This is a genomic window from Curtobacterium sp. 9128 (assembly GCF_900086645.1).
Classification (GTDB): Bacteria; Actinomycetota; Actinomycetes; order Actinomycetales; family Microbacteriaceae; genus Curtobacterium.
Genome location: NZ_LT576451.1, coordinates 2294599 through 2315318, shown reverse-complemented (window position 1 = coordinate 2315318; position 20720 = coordinate 2294599). Strand labels below are relative to the sequence as shown.

Here is a 20720-nt window from a genome sequence, read left to right as displayed (position 1 = left end):
CCGGGTCTGGGCGTCTGTGGAGAACCCCGTTCGCCCACAGCCTGATCACGGGCGGTCCACGGGAAGCCCGTCAGGCCGTATCCTGGGAGCATGGCACGCAGCAGTTCGACGGACACGAAGGCGAAGGAGCCGGGGCGTCTCAAGCAGATGTTCCAGGTCTTCCAGATGACGCGTCGGGCAGACCCGACGTCGATCTGGTGGTTCGCAGCGGCGTTCGTCGTGCCCGTCGTGCTCGGTGTGCTGCTCGCACTCCTGCTGCCGGGGCAGAACTGGCTCGCGGTCGTCCTGTGGATCGTTGCCGGGGTGCTCCTCGGCGTGCTGCTGTTCCTCATCGTCCTCGGGCGTCTGGCGGAACGCGCCGCGTACTCGCAGATCGACGGGCAGCCGGGTGCTGTCGGCGCCGTGCTCTCGAACTCCCTCCGTCGCCAGTGGCGCTCCAGCGAGATGCCGGTCGCGGTCCACGGTCGTTCGCAGGCCGCCGTCTACCGTGCCGTCGGTACCCCCGGCGTCGTGCTCATCACCGAGGGCCAGCTCGGCAACCTGACGCGCCAGGTCGACGAGGAGCGTCGGAAGGTCCAGCGCATCGTGCCGAACGTCCCGATCCACGTCGTCCACGTCGGCGACGGCAAGGACGCCGTGACCCTGCACAAGCTCCCCCGTGCGATGAACAAGTTCAAGAAGTCGCTCAACCGCAACGAGGTCCTCGCGGTCGCGAACCGTCTCGACTCGCTCACGCAGAACCCGGCGTCCGCGATCCCGAAGGGCATCGACCCGACTCGGGTCCGCGCTGGTCGCCCGCGCTGAGTCGCACCCCACGCACCACGAACGCCCCCGGCCGCAGCGGCCGGGGGCGTTCTGCGTGTGGAGGCGTGCAGCGCGGTCACGGACCGACCTTCGTCAGCGCGGTGTCGCCCACCAACCGTCCTCGGCGCGGTGCCACACGCGCACCGGCACCGGCACCGGCACCGGCACCGGCACCGGCACCCGGCACCGGGCGATCGGCACCGGCACCCGGCACCGGCACCGGGCGATCGGTCAGAACACCCCGCTCACGTTCGTCGATCGGTCGCAAGTAGTTGGTCGCGCGTGTCCGGCCCGACGGCTTGTGACCGATCGACGTCGAACCGGCGGGATGTCGTGGCCAGTCGTCCCCGGCAGGACGGTGCAGACCGCAGCGCGGTGTAGCGGGGTGCAGCGCGGCGTAGCGCAGCGCGCGTCAGCGCCGGACGAGCACCGTGCCGGCCGCGGCGTCGTGCAGGGGCCGACCGTCCTTCGCGTGGATCAGGACCGGGATCACGACGCACAGCAGCACCGTGCGGACCACCGGGCGCCAGACCCCGACGTAGCCCCCACGGATCGGGACGACCCGGAGCCCGACGCACACGTGCCCGAACGAGCCGGACAGCAGCGCGATGAACAGCACCTGCAGCACGGCGAAGATCCCGAGCGTCACGAAGTTGCCCGCCGCGCCGTACGTCCCGATCGCGAGCGAGATGACCGATGCGAGCGCCCAGTCGATCGCGAGCCCACCGAGCCGCCGACCGAACCCGCCCATCGAGCGGGGCCCGGATTCCGGCAGCCCCAGGAGCTTGCCCGGCCAGTCCCCCGCACCGTGTGCGGCGGCGGCTGACGAGGACGGAGTGGAACGGGCCATGCTCCAAGGGTAGGCGACAGCAGGCGCGTAACACGCCGGAAACAACGCAGTCACGTCCGGGAAACCCCGTGTCAATAGCCTCGTCGGAGAGTGCACCCGCTGCACCTCCACATCACCCAAACCCCCAGGAGATCGACACACATGTTCAGCGATTCCTCCGAGGTCCTGGCCTTCATCAAGGACACGGACGTCAAGTTCCTCGACATCCGATTCACCGACCTGCCCGGCGTGCAGCAGCACTTCAACATCCCGGCTTCCACGGTCGACGAGGACTTCTTCTCGGTCGGTCAGCTCTTCGACGGCTCCTCGATCCGCGGCTTCGCGTCGATTCACGAGTCCGACATGCAGCTCATCCCTGATGTGACGACGGCATACATCGACCAGTTCCGCGCCGAGCGCACGCTGATCATGATCTTCGACATCTACAACCCGCGGAACGGCGAGATCTACGGCCGCGACCCGCGCCAGGTCGCCAAGAAGGCGGAGAAGTACCTCGCGTCGACGGGCATCGCGGACACCGCGTTCTTCGCCCCCGAGGCCGAGTTCTACATCTTCGACGACGTGCGCTACTCGGTCACCCAGAACAAGTCCTTCTACTCGGTCGACTCCGAAGAGGGCGCCTGGAACACCGGCCGCGAGGAAGAGGGCGGCAACCTCGCCAACAAGACCCCGTACAAGGGCGGCTACTTCCCGGTGTCCCCGGTCGACAAGACCGCTGACCTCCGCGACGACATCACCCTCAAGCTGATCGAGGCGGGCTTCGAGCTCGAGCGCTCGCACCACGAGGTGGGCACCGGCGGCCAGCAGGAGATCAACTACAAGTTCGACACGATGGTCCACGCCGCGGACGACATCCTGAAGTTCAAGTACATCGTCAAGAACACGGCCGACCAGTGGGGCAAGGTCGCCACGTTCATGCCGAAGCCGCTCTTCGGTGACAACGGTTCCGGCATGCACACCCACCAGTCGCTCTGGAGCGACGGCAAGCCGCTGTTCTACGACGAGAACGGCTACGGCGGTCTCTCCGACGTGGCGCGCTGGTACATCGGCGGCATCCTGAAGCACGCCTCGGCGCTGCTCGCGTTCACGAACCCGTCGATCAACTCCTACCACCGCCTGGTGAAGGGCTTCGAGGCCCCGGTCAACCTGGTCTACTCGGCCGGCAACCGCTCGGCGGCGATCCGCATCCCGATCACGGGCACCAACCCGAAGGCCAAGCGCATCGAGTTCCGCGCGCCCGACGCCTCCGGCAACCCGTACCTCGCCTTCGCGGCGCAGCTCATGGCGGGCCTCGACGGCATCCAGAACCGCATCGAGCCGCACGAGCCGGTCGACAAGGACCTCTACGAGCTCCCCCCGGAGGAGGCCAAGGGCATCCCCCAGGTCCCCGGCTCGCTCGACGAGGCGCTCGACGCCCTCGAGGCCGACCACGAGTTCCTCACGAAGGGCAACGTCTTCACCGAGGACCTCATCCAGACCTGGATCGACTACAAGCGCGAGAACGAGATCCTCCCGCTCGCGCAGCGTCCGCACCCGTTCGAGTACGAGCTGTACTTCGGCGTCTAGGCAGTCGCACGAAGGGCCCCGCACCGTCAGGTGCGGGGCCCTTTCGCGTGGTGTCCGAGTCTCGCGTCTGGCGACAGAACGCGGGACGTCCGCCCCGTGAACCGTCGCGCAGACCGAGTCTCGCCTCGCGCTGTGGACGCGACCAGCCTGGAGGCCCGGTGCCGGTCCGGCGAACCCGCACCGGGCCTCCAGGCTGTCGCGTTTCGACCCATGGCGGCTGCGCTGGAAAGCGGAAACGCGCGTAGGTGGCCCGGAGTTCGGGCCTCCTACGCGCGTTTCGACCTCCTACGCGCGATCCGGCCCACGAGGGGGCGGGGGCGGGGGCGGGGCGCGGGGCCGAGCGCGCGAAACGGGGTCCGTGCCGCCCCGGCACGGACCCCGTCTGCTGCGGCGACTAGCGGCTCGTGGCCAACGTGTCGTTCGTCCCCGCGGCGACGCTCACGGGTGCACCCGCGATCGGAGTGGGCCGTCCCAGGGAACGGACGGTCCAGCCCGCCTTGACCCAGTTCTCGACCGGGAGGCAGTTGCGCGCATCGATGACGACCTTGCGTCCGACGAGCTCGCCGAGCACCGCGGGATCTGCGCCGATGATGTCGTCCCACTCGGTGAGCACGAGCACGATGTCCGCACCCTCGAGGGCCTCGGGCATCGACGCGGTGTAGCTGAGCGTCGGGAACGACCGCTTGGCCGTGTCCATCGCCTCGGGGTCCCACAGCGTGACCTGAGCGCCACGGAGGTGCAGGGCGGCGGCGACGTTGAGCGCCGGCGAGTCCCGCACGTCGTCGGTGAGGGGCTTGAACGCGGCGCCGATGACCGCGATGCGACGGTTCAGGACCGAGCCGCCGGCGGAGTCGATCGCCATGTCGATGACCCGCTGACGCTGGCCCATGTTGATCTCGTCGACCTGCTGCATGAGGCCGACGACCTGCCCGGCACCGATCTCGTTCGCGCGGTACATGAGCGCACGGATGTCCTTCGGGAGGCAGCCGCCTCCGAAGCCGAGCCCGGCGTTCAGGAACTTGCGACCGATGCGGGCGTCGTGCCCGAGGGCGTCCGCGAGCGTCGTGACGTCGGCACCGGTGATGGCGCACATCTCGGAGATCGCGTTGATGAACGAGATCTTCGTGGCCAGGAACGCGTTCGCGCTGACCTTGACGAGCTCGGCGGTGGCGAGGTCCGTCGTGATGACCGGGGTGCCCTCGCTGATCGGTGCGGCGTAGACCTCGCGGATGACGGCGTCGGCCGCAGCGGACGCGCCGCCCCAGACCAGGCGGTCCGGGTGGAGCGTGTCCTCGACGGCCTTGCCCTCGCGGAGGAACTCGGGGTTCCAGATGAGTTCGGCGGTGATCCCGCTCGGCGTGAACTCGCGGACGATGCCACGGAGCCGCGCTGCGGTGCCGACGGGGACGGTCGACTTGCCGACGATCAGGCCGGGGTGGGTGAGGTTCTCCGCGACCCCACGCGTGGCGCTCTCGACGTAGGCGAGGTTCGCGGCGTGGGAGCCGGCCTTCTGCGGGGTGCCGACGCACACGAAGTGGACGTCGGCAGCTGCCACGGCCTCGGCGATGTCCGCCGTGAACCGGAGCTTGCCGCTCGCGACGTGCTTCGTGATGAGCTCGGGCAGCCCGGGCTCGTAGAACGGGACCTCGCCGGCGGACAGCGCCGCGAGCTTGGCGGGGTCGACGTCCACGCCGATGGTCTCGAAGCCCATCTCGGCCATGGCGGCCGCGTGGGTGGCGCCGAGGTAGCCGGTGCCGATGACGCTGATGACGGGGGCCGGGCGGCTGTCCGCGTTCTTCTTGGGAGCACTCACTGGGTTACCTCCTGCAGGTCGAAGTTGATGTCGGTGCGCTTGATGCCGTCCACGAAGGCCTGGAGGCTGTCGGAGCGCGAGTTGAGTCGCCAGTCGTTGGTCGAGCGGACACCGTCGACGACGGTCGTGGCGGTCTCGCTGAAGTACGAGAAGCCGATGATGTCGTCGTTCGCGGGATCGGCCAGCGCGTCGAACAGGGACGTGATCCACTTCGACTTCTGCCCGTTGGACACGGTCGTGCCGGTCTCGGTGGCGCCGATCTCACTGAGGAGGATCTTCTTCCCGGGTGCCACCTGACGGAGCTGCCCGACGGTCGCACCGAAGGTGTTCGCGAAGGACGGCGTCTCCGAGGCGGTGCGGTAGTAGCCAGACATGCCCACCCAGTCGACGTAGTCCGCGCCCGGGTAGTAGTTCTTCATGTAGTCGAGCGTCTGGTACTTCGCGTTGCCGAGCTTGTCGATGCGGCTCGGCGCCCAGTTCCACACCACGTAGTCGTTCGCGCCGTTGGCCTGGAACACGTCGTGCACGTGCTGCCACATCTTCACGTAGGAACCGGCGGCGTTCTGCTGGGCATCGCCCTCGGACCAGTTGTACCAGGAGCCGTTCATCTCGTGGTCGAGACGGATGACCATCGGTTGCCCGTTCGCCTGGAGCGCCTGGGCGTACTTGGTCAAGTACGCGTCGAACTTGCCGTCGATGATGTCCTTGTTCGTGTACCCGGCGACGTACTTCTCGTCGTTGCCGGTCTGCGCGGGTGCCGACTCCCACGTCATCATCGGCAGGCGACCGTTGGCCCACGAACGCTGGACGGCGTTCGCGTTGAAGTCCTGGTCGAAGCCCTGGAAGAACCCGACCATGTTCGTGGCCTTGCCGACCTGCTGGGACACCTGGTCGTACTCGGACCAGTTGAAGGGCGACTGCGCGGTGTAGAGGCCGTACCAGCGCGTGGGCTGGTTCAGGATGTCTGCCTTGGACGGGACCGCGACCGGGGTCGTCGGGTTCGGGTCCTTCGAGGGACCGGTGTTCGGGTTCGTGACGCCGTGGCCGGTCGAGGCGTTGTGCGTGCCGGACCCGGAGGAGCCGGAGGAGCCCGAACCGGAGGAGCCGGATCCGGTCGACCCGGAACCGGACTTCGACCCGGCTGCCGCCTGTGCCTTCGCGGACCCGAGCGCGGACTGCAGCGAGGCGATCTGGGCCTTGAGCTGCGCGACCTGGTCGCCGCGGGAGCCGGACTGGGCGGTCGAGGACTTGAGCTGCCCCTCGAGCTTCCAGATCTGCTTCTGGGCCGCGGTCAGCTTGGCCTGCAGCGCCTCGGCGTCGACGGCCTTCTCCTGGGAGGTCTTGACGCCGAGGGCGTGGTGCACCGCCGTCGAGACCGGGCTGGACGGCGAGATCCACACCGACCACGTGATGAGGCCGAGCGCCACCACGATCGCGGTCGTCCCCACGGCCGTGCGCTTGGCGTGCTTGCTCGATGGTGCCCACCACGAACTGGTGGAACGGAAGAGGTCAGACAATGGTGAGAGCCTCCAGGGCGAAGATCGCGATCCCGATGCAGTACGGGATCGCCGCGTAGGGGTTGTACCGACGGACCTTGCTGGGCTTCGCCGCTGCGGCCGGAGCCGTCGGCGCTGCCGCGGCTGCCGCCGGCGCTGCCGCGGCTGCCGCCGAGCGCCGGGTCGCCAGGACCGTCGAGGTCGAGTTGGTGGTGACGTCGAGGCCGTCGAGTCCACGGGCGTTCGGCCCGAAGAGGTCGTCGAAGGCCCGGTCCGCCGCCAGCTGGTCGTCGGTCAGCGCGGCATGCGCCCCGGCGTCCGCCGTCGTGTACCCGGCAGCACGGTCGATCGGGCTGACCGGCGTCTGGGTGGCGACGGCCTGCGGCTGCGCCGGGTCGGTTTCCATCGGACCACCGGCGTAGGCCCCCGCACGGGTCCCCCAGCCGCTGGCGTGGGCGAGCCGGAAGAAGCCGATGAGGCGGATCGGCATGAGGAAGAACGTCGACACGATGATGAACATCGGCAGCCGGAAGAAGTCGCTCGGCTTCTCGGCGAGGTGCCGCATCTGCCGGATCGCCATGCTCAGGACGCTGGACACGACCATGAGTGCCGCGACGTAGATGAAGCCAGTCGAGAATCCGTACTGGTGCAGGATCCCCTGGTAGAGGTTCTCCCCCTGGCCGGTGAGTGCGCGGTAGATCCAGCCGGCGATCACGCCGAAGAGCATGAACGGCAGGATGATGTCCGTGATGAAGAACAGCGCCAGCACGGGTGCGTGACCGAGCATCCACGGCATCATGCGCAGCGTGTTGTACTGCGAGCCACGGGCCCAGCGGAGCTGCTGCTTGAAGAGCTTCTTCACCTGCAGCGGAGCGTCCGTGTACACGAGCGACGTGTACTGGTAGACCGTCCGGTAGCCCTCCTTGAGGGTGAGGTTCGTCAGCGTGCGGTCGTCCGAGACCTCGAGGAAGACGCCCATGAACTTCTCGTGCATGAAGCGGTCCATGACGCGCATCAGGATGTTCCGGCGGAACGCGATCGTGCGGCCGGGCAGGCAGCCGATCTGTCCGAGGACGCTCTGTGCGGGCATCGAGTAGAGCGCACGCGAGTTCTCGAGCCAGTCCGCCCAACGGGTGATCCACGAGCGCTCCGGCTCGAGGATGCGCTGCCGGGTGGTGACACCGCCCACGGACTCGTCGGCGAACGGCCTGAGGAGCTCCTCGAGTGTGCCGGGGGTCCACACCGTGTCCGAGTCGACGAGGACGGTGATGTCCCCGTTCGACATCTCGGTGCCGACCTTGACGGCGTTGCGCTTGCCGGGGATCGGCGTGTGGGTCCAGCGGACGAGTGGGGCGAACTCCTCGCAGACCTCCTCGAGCGCTTCGTTCCTCTTGCCGTTGATCACGACGATGATCTCGCCGGGGCGCTGCTCGACCATGCGGCCGATGACGTCCCGGAAGAGGTCGAGTGGCTCGTCCACGACGGGGACGACGACGCTCGTCGTCCCGACGTAGGTGCCGGTGAAGGGGCGGTAACGGGCGGACAGGACGACCTTGAGCAACCAGAGCAACCAGATCACCGCGGAGTACACGGCGAAGAGGTAGAACTCGGGGTGTCCGTCGACCATCTGCCTGATCTGCAGAATGAAGGTGAACATCGATCCCTGCTTCAACGTTCGGGGTGGTGATTCCGCGCCATCGGGAAATCGGGGGTCGGTTCGGGTGAGACCCATTGACGCATCTCCGAGGCGACCGGTGCAACGTGTCCCCCGTCCGGGGGCGTTACGAGCACGTTACGGGGTACACCGAAGTCCCCCTCCGGGCGCACTCCTCCTGTCCCCTCGGTTGCTGTCAGCACATGTGCGGACTGCTTTCACCCCGCCGGTCACCCCGACGGTGTGGACGAGCAGACGGGAGACCCGGATCGCGTCGCCGCGAAAGCCCAGTTCAGAGCATGGTCACCGGGCGGGTCGCGGACCGACCCCGCACTGCGCGCTGCGGTCTGCCGCACGCTTCGTCACAGCACGGTAACGGCGCACCATCCGTTGCTGAGAGGGGTACAAGACGTCCGATTTCGGGGGACGACCGGCGACACGAGGAATTAACCTTCGACGACATGTCACCTTCGCGACGAGATCGACATCCCGGGCGTGTCGGGCGGAGGTCAGGCGCCGTAGAACTCGCGCTCGAACACCTGTCGAGCACGTCGGGTGACGCCGAGGTAGTCCTCTTCGAGCTGCGTCGCCGACCCCGGCGGGTACTCCATCAACCGCGCGACACCCTCGAGCTGGATGCGGTCGACCGGGAGCACGTCAGTGGTCTTGCCCGACCACAGCACGAGCGCGCTGCGGGTCCTCGACGCGAACCGCCACGCTGCGGCGAGACGTTCCCCGTCCTCGGCCGCGACGAGTCCCTCGGCGACGGCTCCGTCCAGGGCGTCGAGCGTCGACGTCGTGCGGAGCGCCGGCACGGAGAGGGCGTACTGGAGCTGCAGGAGCTGGACGAACCACTCCACGTCGCTGAGCGACCCGCGACCGAGCTTCAGGTGGCGCGCCGGATCCGCACCGCGGGGCAGCCGCTCGGACTCCACGCGGGCCTTGATGCGACGGACCTCGCGGACCTCGCGCTCCTCGATGTGCTCGGGGTACCTGGTGCGGTCAGCGAGGTGCTCGAAGTCGCGGAGGAGCTGCTCGTCCCCGACGGCACCCCTGGCACGGAGGAGCGCCTGTGCCTCCCACGTGAGCGACCAGCGGGCGTAGTAGGCGCCGTAGGACTCGAGGGTGCGCACCACCGGGCCGTTCTTGCCCTCCGGACGCAGGTCGATGTCGAGGTCGAACGGGTAGATGGCGTCGTCGGTGAGGCGGTTGAGCTCGCGGACGATCACCTGTGCCGCACGGGAGGCGGCCTCACCCGTGCCCTCGGGCGCGCGGTAGACGTAGAGGACGTCGGCGTCGGACCCGAACCCGAGCTCGCGCCCGCCGTACCGTCCCATCGCGATGATGCCGAACTCCAGGTCGTCCGGAGCGTCGCGTCGTGCCAGGTCGAGCGCGCCGGTCAGCGTCGCCTCGGTGATGTCGCTGAGGGCGGGCCCGAGCTGGTCGACGTCGAGCCTGCCGAGCGCGGCCGCCATCCCGAGCCGCAGCGTCTCGCGCCGGCGGATCGACCGGATCAGGGACGACGCCGCTGCCACGTCGTCGCCGTGCCGCGCCGTGGTCGCGCGCACCTCGGACAGCAGGGACGCGATCGGTCGCGGCTGCAGGAGCGACTCGGGTTCGTCGAGCCAGGCCACCGCCTCGGGGAAGCGTTCGAGGAGCCCGGACAGGAACGCGGACTCGGACAGGACGGTCGTCAGGCTGTGCGCGGCGCCTGACGAGTCGCGGAGCATGCGGAGGAACCAGCTGGACTCCCCCAGGGTGTCGCTCAACCGGCGGAACGCCAGGAGCGCGCGATCGGGTGCCGGGCCCTCTGCCATCCACCGGAGCAGCACCGGCAACAGGTTCCGCTGGATGGTCGCACGACGCGACGTGCCAGGCGTGAGCGCGCGGATGTGCGCCAACGCACCGTCCGGGTCGACGAAGCCGATCGCACCGAGGCGGTCCCGCGCCTGGTCGTTGGTCAGGACGATGTCACCGTCGGACGCGGCCACGGCGGACAGCAGCGGGCGGTAGAAGAGCCGCTCGTGCAGGCCGCGGACCTCGAGCTTGACGGCACGCCAGCGGGTCTCCAGCGCGCTCGCGGACGTCGCGACGCCGCTCGAGCGCGCGAGGACCCGGAGTTCGTCCTCGTCCGCGGGCATCATGTGCGTCCGCTGCAGCCGCCGCAGCTGGATCCGGTGCTCGAGGACCCGCAGCAGGGCGTAGTCGGGGCCGAAGCGTGCGGCTTCCGGTCGTCCGACGTACCCGGCCGCGGTGAGGGCGTCCATGGCCTCGAGTGTCGAGCGCACGCGGACGCTCTCGTCGTCGCGGCCGTGCACCAGCTGCAGGAGCTGCACGGTGAACTCGACGTCGCGCAGGCCCCCCGGTCCGAGCTTGAGCTGCCGGTCGACCTCGGCGTCCGGGATGTTGTCGGTCACGCGCTCGCGCATGCGCTGCACGGACTCGACGAACCCCGGCCGCTTCGACGAGTTCCACACGAACGGCGCGACCGCCGCGACGTAGCGCTCCCCGAGGTCCGGCGTGCCCGCGATCGCGCGGGCCTTCAGCAGCGCCTGGAACTCCCACTCCCTGGCCCAGCGCTCGTAGTACGCCACGTGCGAGTCGAGGGTCCGGACGAGCGCGCCGTCCTTGCCCTCTGGCCGCAGGTTGGCGTCCACCTCCCACAGCGCCGGCTCGACGGCGAGGTCGGTGATCACGTGCGTCGCGGCGATCGCGATGCGGGTGGAGATCCGGACGGCCTTGTCGGTGTCGACAGTGTCCGTCGCCTCGGTCACGAAGATGACGTCGACGTCGCTGACGTAGTTGAGCTCCCGCGCACCGGCCTTGCCCATCGCGATGACGGCGAGCGGGGTGGCGGCGACGTCGGCCTCGGAGAACGGGACCTCTCGCCTGGCGACGTCCACGGCGACGTCGAGCGCAGCGCCCGCGAGGTCGGCGAGCCCGGCGGCGACGGCCGGGAACGCGCTCGTCGGGGACGGGTGCAGGACGTCGAACAGGGCGATCTGCGCCAGGTGCCGTCGGTAGCGCACCCGGAGCCGCAGCCGGGCGTCCTCACCCGTGCCGCCGTCGACCGCCTCGGTCAGGGACGCCGTGTACTCCTGCTGCGACCAGGGCGCGGTGACCGGGTCGAGGAGCAGTGCGAGCTCGGCGGGGCGGCGCTGGAGGAAGTCCCCCAGACCGACCGAGGCCCCGAGCAGGCGGACGAACCGCTCGGTGGCGTCGTCGTCCGCCAGGACGGCCCTGACCTCGTCCGGGTGGTTCTCCATGAGCCGTTCGATGCGCCGGAGCGCGCCGTCGGGATCGGCCGTGGACTCCCAGAGCCCCGGCCGCTCGCTGACCGGCAGCCGCATGTCGGAGCCGAACCGGGCCTCCAGGTCGGCCAGACGCTCGAGCGTCTCGGAGAGCTCCGCGAAGCCCAGCCGGGCCAACTCGGAACGCGACGTCTTCGTCCTGCCGGTCATCTCCTGCTAGAGCATCCCCAGGTTGGTGTCGAGCTCGAACGGCGTGACCTGGTCGCGGTACCGCTTCCACTCCTGCCGCTTGTTGAGGAGCACGTAGTTGAACACCTGCTCGCCCAGCGTCTCGGCGACGAGCTCGGAGTCCTCCATCAGCGACAGCGCGTGATCGAGGCTCGCCGGGAGCTGCGCGTACCCGAGGGCCTTGCGCTCGGAGTCGCTGAGGCTCCAGACGTTGTCCTCGGCCTCCGCCGGGAGCTCGTAGCCCTCTTCGATGCCCTTGAGTCCGGCGGCGAGGATGAGCGAGTACGCCAGGTACGGGTTCGCCGCCGAGTCGATGCCGCGGTACTCGACGCGCGACGACTGGCCCTTGTTCGGCTTGTACAGCGGGACGCGCACCAGGGCCGAGCGGTTGTTGTGGCCCCACGTGACGAACGAGGGGGCCTCGTCGCCGCCCCAGAGCCGCTTGTACGAGTTCACGAACTGGTTCGTGACCGCCGTGATCTCCGGCGCGTGCTTGAGCAGGCCCGCGATGAACTGCTTCGCCGTCGGGGAGAGCTGGTACTCGCCGCCGGGCTCGTAGAACGCGTTCTGGTCGCCCTCGAACAGCGACACGTGCGTGTGCATGCCGGAGCCGGGCTGCCCGGAGATCGGCTTCGGCATGAACGTCGCGTAGACGCCCTGCTCGATCGCGACTTCCTTCACCACGGTGCGGAACGTCATGATGTTGTCCGCCATCGTCAGCGCGTCGGCGTAACGGAGGTCGATCTCGTTCTGGCCGGGGCCGGCTTCGTGGTGGCTGAACTCCACCGAGATGCCGAGGTCCTCGAGCATGCGGACGGCGCGACGACGGAAGTCGTGGGCGCTGCCGCCGGGGACGTTGTCGAAGTAGCCGGCCTGGTCGACGGGCTTCGGGCCGCCGTCCTTCCAGTCGCGGTCCTTCAGCAGGTAGAACTCGATCTCGGGGTGCGTGTAGAACGTGAACCCGCGCTCACTCGCCCGCGCCAGCGTGCGCTTGAGGACGTTGCGGGGGTCGGCGACGGCGGGCTGGCCGTCCGGCGTCGCGATGTCGCAGAACATCCGCGCGGTCGGGTCGATCTCCCCGCGCCACGGCAGGATCTGGAACGTCGAGGGGTCCGGGTGTGCGAGCACGTCGGCTTCGTAGGAGCGGCTGAGGCCCTCGATCGCGGAGCCGTCGAAACCGATCCCCTCGGCGAACGCCCCCTCGACCTCTGCCGGGGCGATCGCCACCGACTTCAGGGTCCCGATGACGTCCGTGAACCAGAGTCGGATGAACTTGATGCCCCGCTCCTCGATGGTGCGGAGCACGAAGTCCGTCTGCTTGTCCATGCACGCCCTTTCCGCGTTCCACCACGGCCGTACGACGGCCGTGCTCAATAGGCTAGTGGTCATGCCCCGTCTCCGCTTGGCACTCGCCCAGACGAATCCGGTGGTGGGCGCGTTCGCCCGGAACACCGCCGGGATCGTCGACGCCGTCCGCTCCGCAGCCGCACGGGGTGCCGACCTCGTCGCGGTGGGCGAGATGGCGATCTCCGGCTACCCGATCGAGGACCTCGCGTCACGTCCGTCGTTCCTGCGGGCCGCGCGTGCCGCGGTGGTCACGCTCGCCGCACGGCTCGCCGACGAGGGACTCGGTGACGTCGCCGTCGTCGTCGGGCACCCGGACGGGCCGTTCGAGCCGCGGGCCGTCGACGTCAGCACGGCCCCGACCGCGGTCGCGAAGAACTGCGCGAGCGTCCTGCAGCACGGACGCGTCGTCGCCACCACCGCGAAGTACCACCTGCCGAACTACTCGGTGTTCGACGAGTACCGGGTGTTCATCCCCGGCGACGACCTGCTCGTGGCCAGGATCGCGGACGTCGACGTGGCGATCATCATCTGCGAGGACCTCTGGCGCGACGGCGGGCCGGTCGCACGGGTGCTCGACGCCGACGCCGGGCTCCTGCTCGTCGTGAACGCGTCGCCGTGGGTCGCGGACAAGGACGAGGTCCGGCTGCCACTCGTGACCCGGCGTGCGACCGAGTCCGACACGATCGTCGCGTACGTGAACATCGTCGGCGGCCAGGACGACCTGGTCTTCGACGGCGACTCCGTCGTGGTGGACGAGCAGGGCACGATCCTCGGCAGGGCCCCGCAGTTCGAGCCGCACCTGCTCGTCGTCGACATCGACCCGGCACCCGCCACGGACCCCGTCGAGACCGACCACGTCCAGCGCATCGTCCTGGACACGCCGAACACGACGCCCGGCGAGCTCCCCGGGCGCCCGGCGCTGCCCAGGGACATCGCGGCACCACTGGACGACACCGCCGCGATCTGGAACGCGCTCGTGCTCGGCACCCGGGACTACGTGCAGAAGAACGGGTTCCGCTCGGTGGTCCTCGGGCTCTCCGGCGGCATCGACTCGGCGGTGTGCGCCGCCATCGCCGTGGACGCCATCGGCCAGTCGAACGTGTTCGGCGTCTCGATGCCGTCGCGGTGGTCGTCGGACCACTCGAGGTCGGACGCGGACGACGTCGCCACTCGGCTCGGCCTGCAGTACCGCACGGACCCGATCGCCGACCTCGTCGCACCCTTCGACGAACAGCTCGCCCTCACCGGGCTCGCGGCGGAGAACATCCAGGCCCGGGTCCGTGCGCTCATCCTGATGGGACTGTCGAACCTCGACGGGCACCTGGTGCTGACCACGGGCAACAAGACCGAGCTCGCCGTCGGGTACTCCACCATCTACGGGGACTCTGTTGGCGGGTTCGCGCCGATCAAGGACGTCCCGAAGACGATGGTGTGGGAGCTCGCCCGCTGGCGGAACGCGGTCGCCGCGTCACGTGGCGAGACCGAGCCGATCCCGGAGAACTCGATCACGAAGCCGCCGTCGGCCGAACTCCGCGACGGACAAGAGGACCAGGACTCCCTGCCGCCGTACGAGGTCCTGGACGCGATCCTCGACCTCTACGTCACGCAGGCGCAGGGCGCGGCGGACATCGTGGCGCGTGGGTTCGACGCGGCCACCGTGGCCGAGGTCACCCGCCTGGTCGACCGGTCCGAATGGAAGCGCCGACAGGGCGCCATCGGTCCGAAGATCTCCGGCATGGCGTTCGGTCGTGACCGGCGGCTGCCGATCACATACCGCCCCTGACGGGGCCTTCCGTCCGTCAGCGATCACGTCCGGATCGCGCCCCGCTGCGCACAACGCGCCCCGTCGTGACGGGGTGCGGTGTCTTCGCCGGGGTGCGACGCGTCAGGCGTCCTCGTCGTCCCACTTCTCGTTGTTGGCCTTGATGCGCTCCAGCGCGTGTTCGGCCGCTTCGCGGGTCTCGAACGGGCCGATCCGGTCGCGCTGCGGGGACTGCGGTCCCTGCTCGACCGCGTGGGTCTTGTCGTTGAACCACCACTGGGACTCGATGCGCTCGTCGCTCATGCCGCCAAACGTACCCTCGCCGTTCGCGGCACGGGCTCGTGCTCCGCGCGGCTAGAGTGGAGCGCATGCCCCGGGACGAACACGGACACCTGACCGCCGGCCGCATCTCCCCCCAGCGGCCCGTCCCGAAGGACATCGAACGCCCCGAGTACGTCGGCAGGGTCGAGCCCCACGAGCACGGGCTCGGCGACACGTACTCCGCGTCCGAGATCGAGCTGATCCGCACCGCCGGGCGCATCGCTTCCCGGGCGATCGACGCGGTGGCCGCCGCGATCCGCCCCGGTGTCACCACCGACGAGCTCGACCGCATCGGGCACGAGTACGTCGTCGCGCACGGCGCCTACCCCTCGACGCTCGGCTACCGGGGCTACCCGAAGTCGCTGTGCTCGTCGGTCAACGAGGTCATCTGCCACGGCATCCCGGACGACACGGTCCTGCAGGACGGCGACATCGTGAACATCGACATCACCGCGTACAAGGACGGTATGCACGGCGACACGAACCGCACGTTCGTCGTCGGGCAGGCAGCGCCAGAGGTCGCGGACCTGGTCGAACGCACGCGGATCGCGATGGAACGCGGCATCAAGGCCGTCGCCCCGGGTCGGCAGGTGAACGTCATCGGCCGCGCCATCGAGTCGTACGCGAAGCGCTTCGGCTACGGCGTTGTCCGCGACTACACCGGGCACGGGGTCGGCCGGGCGTTCCACTCCGGCCTGATCATCCCCCACTACGACGCGCCCCAGTACGACACCGTCATCGAGACCGGCATGGTCTTCACCATCGAGCCGATGCTCACGCTCGGCGGCATCGAGGCGGACATCTGGGCCGACGACTGGACCGTCAGCACCCGCGACAAGTCCTGGACCGCACAGTTCGAACAGACCCTCGTCGTCACAGAACGTGGCGCCGAGCTCCTCACCGTCTCCTGAAAGGCAACCGCTCCTCATGACCTCACTCGCAGTCGGCGTCGACATCGGCGGTACGGGCATCAAGGGCGCGATCGTCGACACGACGACCGGTGAACTGACGACCGACCGGATCAAGAAGGCCACCCCGGAGGGCGGGAAGCCGCACGACATCGTGTCCGTCGTCGTCGAGATCCTCGACGAGCTCGGCCCGGACCAGGACGTCCCCGTGGGTGTGTGCTTCCCCGCGATCGTCCGCGACGGCAAGACCATGTCGGCGGCGAACGTGTCGAAGAAGTGGATCGGCTTCGAGGCCGAGGCGCTCTTCGAGAAGGAACTCGGCCGCTCCATCCACTTCGTCAACGACGCCGACGCCGCCGGGTTCGCCGAGCAGCAGTTCGGCGCCGCCAAGGGCCGGGACGGCCTCGTCATCATGACGACGCTCGGCACGGGCATCGGCACCGCGCTCATCAACGACGGCGTGCTCATCGTGAACGCGGAGCTCGGCCACCTGGAGATCGACGGGGTCGACTACGAGACGAAGGCCTCGTTCGCGGCGAAGGAGCGGGACGACCTCTCCTGGAAGCACTGGGCGAAGCGTCTGCAGAAGTACTACTCGCGGCTCGAGGCCCTGCTCTCCCCCGAGCTCTTCGTGGTCGGTGGCGGTGTGTCGAAGCAGTACGACGAGTTCCTGCCGCTCCTCGACCTGCAGGCGGACATCATCCCCGCGACGCTCCGCAACAACGCCGGCATCATCGGTGCCGCGACCCTGGCGTTCAACTCGAAGTAGCGCCCGGCGCGAGTGTGCCGCCGAGCGGTCGCAACACGCCGCTGACGCTTCGCCGAGTGGTCACGAACCGTCGTCCGGCGGGTTTGGGAGCGACAGTGCGTGACCGCTCGACGCCCGCACGCGGCGTGTCGCGACCACTCGGCACCGGTAGACTCGGCACTGCGAACGGGTCGGTGAGACGGTCGCGTCACTCCCCCGGGAGTGCCGAGGAACGTCCGGGCTCCACAGAGCAGGGCGGTGGGTAACACCCACCCGGAGCAATCCGCGAGACAGTGCCACAGAAAGCAGACCGCCGGCGGCGACGTCGGTAAGGGTGAAACGGTGGTGTAAGAGACCACCAGGGGTCCGGGTGACCGGACTCGCTCGGTAAACCTCGCCCGGAGCAAGGTCAGACAGAGGACGTCGAGGCTGCTCGCCGAGTCCTCGGGTAGACCGCTGGAGGCCGACGGCAACGTCGGTCCGAGAGAGATGGCCGTCACCGCTGCAAGGCGGGACAGAACCCGGCGTACGGCCGGCCCGTTCGCACCACGTCACGGACGGGAGGCCCGGTGCCAGCTGGCACCGGGCCTCCCGTCCGGTTTGACGTGCGTCTACAGGCCGGACTCGGCCGTCCGGACCAGGATCGCCTCGCTGTCGGGGCAGAGCACGACGTCGTCGGGCGCGGCCGCACGGACCGCCTGCAGGTCGGCGCCGGTGAGCGTGACGCCGGACGCCGTCGACACACCGCCCTGCAGGAGCGACGCCCCGAATCCGTACCGCGCACGCTGGCGCTCGTACAGCGCGAGGAGGTCGTCCGGGACCTTCGCCGCGACGTCGGCGCGGCTCTGGGTCGCGGAGACCCGGTCGCCCTCGAGCCGCTCGATCTCGGTGTCCCGCTCCGCGACGAGGGCGGTGCGCTGCGCCTCGACGTCGGCGAGCTTCGCCTCGACGTCGCCGACCCGCGCACGGAGGACGTCGAGCGTCTCCATGATCTCCAGCTCGGACGTCTCGAGGTCCCCGATGCGGCGCTGCAACGAGTCGAGTTCGTTCTGGAGCCCGGCGGCGTCCTTGGCGCTCGACACGTTCTGCAGCATGGTCGTGTCGCGCTCGACCCGGGCCTGGGCCGTCGCGGTGTCGGACTCGAGTCGGGCGAGGTCGCGCTCGGCGTCCTCGACCTTGCCGGTCGCGGCGACGAGTTCGCTCCGGAGACCCGCCGCCGTCGTGCCGAGCTCGGTCAGCTTGGCGCCCTCCTGCAGCGAGCTGATGCGGTGCGCGATGCGGGTGATGTCGTTGTCCAGACGCTGGACGTCGAGGAGGATGGCCTGGTCCTCGGGTGCTGCCTTCATGATCAGGCTCCTTCGTTGTGGTGCTCGGTGGTGGGGGCGGAGGCGTTCGGCAGGACCGCGAAGTCCCACGGGTCGGTCCGGAGGTCGCTCACCGTCACGCGGACACCGGCGGCGCGACGGAGTTCTTCGGCGGCGACGTCGAGCCAGAGCCACTCGGTGGCCCAGTGGGACGTGTCGATGAGTGCCGGGCCGCCTGCGAGCATCGCCTGCTCGCGGAACTCGGATGCCGGGTGGTGACGGAGGTCGCTCGTGACGTACACGTCGGCGGCCTGCACGAGCGGGTTACCCAGCAGGGAGTCCCCGGCGCCGGCGCAGAGCGCGACGGTCCGGACGGGCTGGTCGTACGCGCCGGACACGCGGACCCCCGACGCGGTGGCGGGCAGCACGTCGACGATGCGCCGTGCGAGCGCCCCGAGCGTGACGGACTCCGGCAGGACGCCGACCCGGCCGATCCCGGTGTCCGCTGCGGCACCGGACTCGAGCGGACGCAGGTCGGTGAGCCCGATCCGGTCGGCGAGCACGGCCGAGGTGCCGGAGCGCACGACGTCGGCGTTGGTGTGTGCGGCCACGAGCGCGCAACCACCGCGGACGAGCGTCGCCAGCACGGAACCCTTGTAAGTCGACTCCGCGATCGTGGTCACGCCGCGGAGCAGCAGCGGGTGGTGTGTGAGGAGCAGGTCGGCACCGACCGCGACGGCTTCACGCGCCGTGTCCGGCACGGCGTCGACGGCGAGGTGCACGCGCTCGACGACCGCGTCCGGGTCCCCGGAGACGAGGCCGACGGCGTCCCAGGACTCCGCGCCGTCGACCGGCCAGAGGGACTCGATCACGGCCTGGAGATCGCGGAGCGTCGGCATCCGGTCAGTCTACCGAGGAGCGGCAGTCCACCGGGTTCAGCGGCGGACGAGCCGGAGCACCGCGGCGACGACCCGGGACCACCAACCGGACTGCGCCGGTGCCTCGGTGGTCGCCACGGGCTGCGGCTCCGCTGACGGTGCGACCGCCGGGAGCTCGGCCGCGTGCTCCGCGGCGAACACGACCGGCGTGCCGGCCGTCTCCACACGGTGCGCACGGAGGACGGCGGCGAAGGCGTCGCGGTCCACCACCGTCGGACCGGTCGCGGGCTGGACGAGCGGGGTCGGGCGGGTGTTCGCGGACACCGGCGACACGGACGGGAGGCGCAGCACGGGTCGTGCGGGCTCGTCGCGCTCCGTGGACGCGACGTCCAGGTCGTCGACCCGGTCCGCGGTGACGGGCGCGGCTGCTGGCTCGACCAGGGCCGGCGCCGCGGTCGGCGTCGTCACCACGGCGACCGAGCCTGCGGTCACGACTGCGACCGCGCCCGTGGCCGCTGCACGGCGGGCGGCGGCACGGTCCCGGCGGTCGTTCTCGTCGGCGGCGTCGGCGAGCAGGTCGGCGAAGACCGAGCGCGCGTACGCACGAGCGGCGTCGACCTCGGGGTCCGCGAGATCGGCGACGACGGCTTCCCAGGCGGACAGGCGCGCGAGGTCCTCGTCGCGACGGCGGACCTCGTCCTCGAGGATCACGATGCGCTCGATCACCGGACGGCCGCTCTGCGCGGACACCTCGACCTCGAGCTCGTCGATGCGGAGCGCGAGCCGCTCCGGGGGTTCGGGGAAGGACGGCGCGCAGACCGAGGCGTGACGCCCACGGTCGCGGGGGCGACGGAACGCCGTGTCGTCCGAGGGTGCCGACGACGGCTCCTCGGTGGCGTGGTCGCGCTCGGGTGCGGCGTCCGTGGTGGCGTCCGGTCGCTGCACCGGGCCCGTGACGGGTGGGACCACGAGGTCCGACACGTACGGTGACCGGGTCGCCGGTGCGTCACGGAGCCACTCCTCGAGCTCGCGACCGAAGGGGTCGACGAGGGGGGTGCGTGCACCGGACTGCGTTTCCATGAGGGAAGTATGAATATCGCGCGCTCGATCCCGTCGGACATCCGCGGAGTGTCGCGGCATCGCGTGCCATATCGCCCCGAACGTGAACGGCGTGTCGTCCGGGCGGGCACCGCGCGGCTGCGACCGGTCCTACAGAGCCGCGGCGAAGTCCTCGAGCAAGGTGCGCCCGGCGTCCCAGTCCCCCACGCCGCTCGCCACGTTGACGTGCCCGGAGGCGCCGATCCGCTGCACCCCCGCGCCGAGCGTCGAAGCGATCCCGAGCGCACGATCAGCGGTGCAGTAAGGGTCGTCGTCGCTCACCACGAGGACGGTCGGCGTCCGCACGCCCTGCGTCGGCACCGTGAAGCCGGCCGCGGCGGCGGGGAAGCCGGGAGCATCCGGGTCCGGCGGCGCCACGAGGAAGGCGCCCGCGACGCGGCCGTCGTCGTGCTCCGCGAGCCACGCCGCCACCGCCAGCACGCCGAGGCTGTGCGCCACGAGCACGGGCGGTTCGTCACAGGCCGCCACCGCACGGTCGATCGCGGCCGACCAGTCGTCGGGATCCGGCTCGGACCAGGACGTCGGCGCGATCCGCACGGCGTCCGCTCCGCGGGACTCCTGCCAGTGCGACTGCCAGTGCTCGGCGTCGGAGTTCCAGATGCCGGGGACGATCACCCAGGGTCGAGGTCGGCTCACTCCTGCAGCGTACGGGGATCGTCCGCCGCGGCCGA

Annotated in this window: 16 protein-coding genes and 1 other RNA gene; 6 read left to right on the top strand and 11 right to left on the bottom strand. The window is 70.0% G+C overall.

The genetic code is table 11. The features are described 5' to 3' along the window. Positions 1–90: 90 nt before the first annotated feature. Positions 91–804 (top strand): DUF4191 domain-containing protein, encoded by a 714-nt coding sequence (locus tag QK288_RS11140; protein ID WP_281264379.1) that lies wholly within the window; start codon positions 91–93, stop codon positions 802–804. A gap of 412 nt (positions 805–1216) precedes the next feature. On the opposite strand, the gene QK288_RS11135 is transcribed toward QK288_RS11140, so the two are convergent. Further along, entirely contained in the window at positions 1217–1654 is a 438-nt protein-coding gene (locus QK288_RS11135) for an RDD family protein (RefSeq protein WP_281264378.1), read from the bottom strand. Positions 1655–1795: 141 nt separating this feature from the next. On the opposite strand from QK288_RS11135, the gene glnA (QK288_RS11130) reads away from it, so the two are divergent. After that, entirely contained in the window at positions 1796–3220 is a 1425-nt protein-coding gene (gene glnA, locus QK288_RS11130) for a type I glutamate--ammonia ligase (RefSeq protein ID WP_281264377.1), read from the top strand. 394 nt (positions 3221–3614) lie between these two features. Here glnA (QK288_RS11130) and QK288_RS11125 read toward each other — a convergent pair whose 3' ends face one another. From QK288_RS11125 to glnA (QK288_RS11105), 5 genes are all read right to left on the bottom strand, one after another. Beyond that, positions 3615–5033, bottom strand: a complete 1419-nt coding sequence (locus QK288_RS11125; protein WP_281264376.1) for a UDP-glucose/GDP-mannose dehydrogenase family protein — start codon at positions 5031–5033, stop codon at positions 3615–3617. Beyond that, positions 5030–6550, bottom strand: a complete 1521-nt coding sequence (locus QK288_RS11120) for a glycosyl hydrolase (protein ID WP_281264375.1) — start codon at positions 6548–6550, stop codon at positions 5030–5032. Before QK288_RS11120 ends, QK288_RS11125 begins: the two co-directional genes overlap by 4 nt. After that, positions 6543–8186 carry a glycosyltransferase family 2 protein gene (locus QK288_RS11115; RefSeq protein ID WP_281264374.1) on the bottom strand — a complete coding sequence of 548 codons (1644 nt, stop codon included), beginning with the start codon at positions 8184–8186 and terminating at the stop codon, positions 6543–6545. Before QK288_RS11115 ends, QK288_RS11120 begins: the two co-directional genes overlap by 8 nt. Before the next feature lie 506 nt (positions 8187–8692). Beyond that, complete coding sequence (locus QK288_RS11110) at positions 8693–11644, bottom strand: bifunctional [glutamine synthetase] adenylyltransferase/[glutamine synthetase]-adenylyl-L-tyrosine phosphorylase (RefSeq protein ID WP_281264373.1); 2952 nt, start codon at positions 11642–11644, stop codon at positions 8693–8695. A 6-nt stretch (positions 11645–11650) separates the two neighbouring features. Beyond that, positions 11651–12988: a type I glutamate--ammonia ligase gene (glnA, locus tag QK288_RS11105; RefSeq protein ID WP_281264372.1), complete on the bottom strand. Its 1338-nt coding sequence runs from the start codon at positions 12986–12988 to the stop codon at positions 11651–11653. A gap of 61 nt (positions 12989–13049) precedes the next feature. Between glnA (QK288_RS11105) and QK288_RS11100 the strand changes: the two genes are divergently transcribed. After that, positions 13050–14792, top strand: a complete 1743-nt coding sequence (locus QK288_RS11100; RefSeq protein WP_281264371.1) for an NAD+ synthase — start codon at positions 13050–13052, stop codon at positions 14790–14792. Between the two features lie 102 nt (positions 14793–14894). Here the strand turns inward: QK288_RS11100 and QK288_RS11095 are convergent, their stop codons facing one another. Beyond that, positions 14895–15074, bottom strand: coding sequence for an SPOR domain-containing protein (locus QK288_RS11095; RefSeq protein WP_281264370.1), 180 nt, complete (start codon positions 15072–15074; stop codon positions 14895–14897). A 65-nt stretch (positions 15075–15139) separates the two neighbouring features. Here QK288_RS11095 and map point away from each other — a divergent pair, with 65 nt between their 5' ends. The 3 genes from map to rnpB all read left to right on the top strand — a co-directional run bounded on the left by map (position 15140) and on the right by rnpB (position 17292). Further along, the gene (gene map, locus QK288_RS11090; RefSeq protein WP_281264369.1) at positions 15140–16003 is read left to right on the top strand and encodes a type I methionyl aminopeptidase; all 864 of its coding nucleotides are present in this window, start codon (positions 15140–15142) and stop codon (positions 16001–16003) included. Positions 16004–16019: 16 nt separating this feature from the next. Then, positions 16020–16769 carry a polyphosphate--glucose phosphotransferase gene (gene ppgK, locus QK288_RS11085; RefSeq protein WP_281264368.1) on the top strand — a complete coding sequence of 250 codons (750 nt, stop codon included), beginning with the start codon at positions 16020–16022 and terminating at the stop codon, positions 16767–16769. 166 nt (positions 16770–16935) lie between these two features. After that, an RNA gene (gene rnpB / locus QK288_RS11080) (RNase P RNA component class A) lies at positions 16936–17292 on the top strand. A 67-nt stretch (positions 17293–17359) separates the two neighbouring features. Here the strand turns inward: rnpB and QK288_RS11075 are convergent. From QK288_RS11075 to QK288_RS11060, 4 genes are all read right to left on the bottom strand, one after another. Next, positions 17360–18094 (bottom strand): hypothetical protein, encoded by a 735-nt coding sequence (locus QK288_RS11075; RefSeq protein WP_281264367.1) that lies wholly within the window; start codon positions 18092–18094, stop codon positions 17360–17362. 2 nt (positions 18095–18096) lie between these two features. Continuing rightward, the gene (locus tag QK288_RS11070; RefSeq protein ID WP_281264366.1) at positions 18097–18951 is read right to left on the bottom strand and encodes a Nif3-like dinuclear metal center hexameric protein; all 855 of its coding nucleotides are present in this window, start codon (positions 18949–18951) and stop codon (positions 18097–18099) included. Between the two features lie 36 nt (positions 18952–18987). Beyond that, positions 18988–20010 (bottom strand): hypothetical protein, encoded by a 1023-nt coding sequence (locus QK288_RS11065; RefSeq protein WP_281264365.1) that lies wholly within the window; start codon positions 20008–20010, stop codon positions 18988–18990. A gap of 129 nt (positions 20011–20139) precedes the next feature. Continuing rightward, entirely contained in the window at positions 20140–20685 is a 546-nt protein-coding gene (locus QK288_RS11060; protein WP_281264364.1) for an alpha/beta hydrolase, read from the bottom strand. Positions 20686–20720 lie beyond the last annotated feature (35 nt).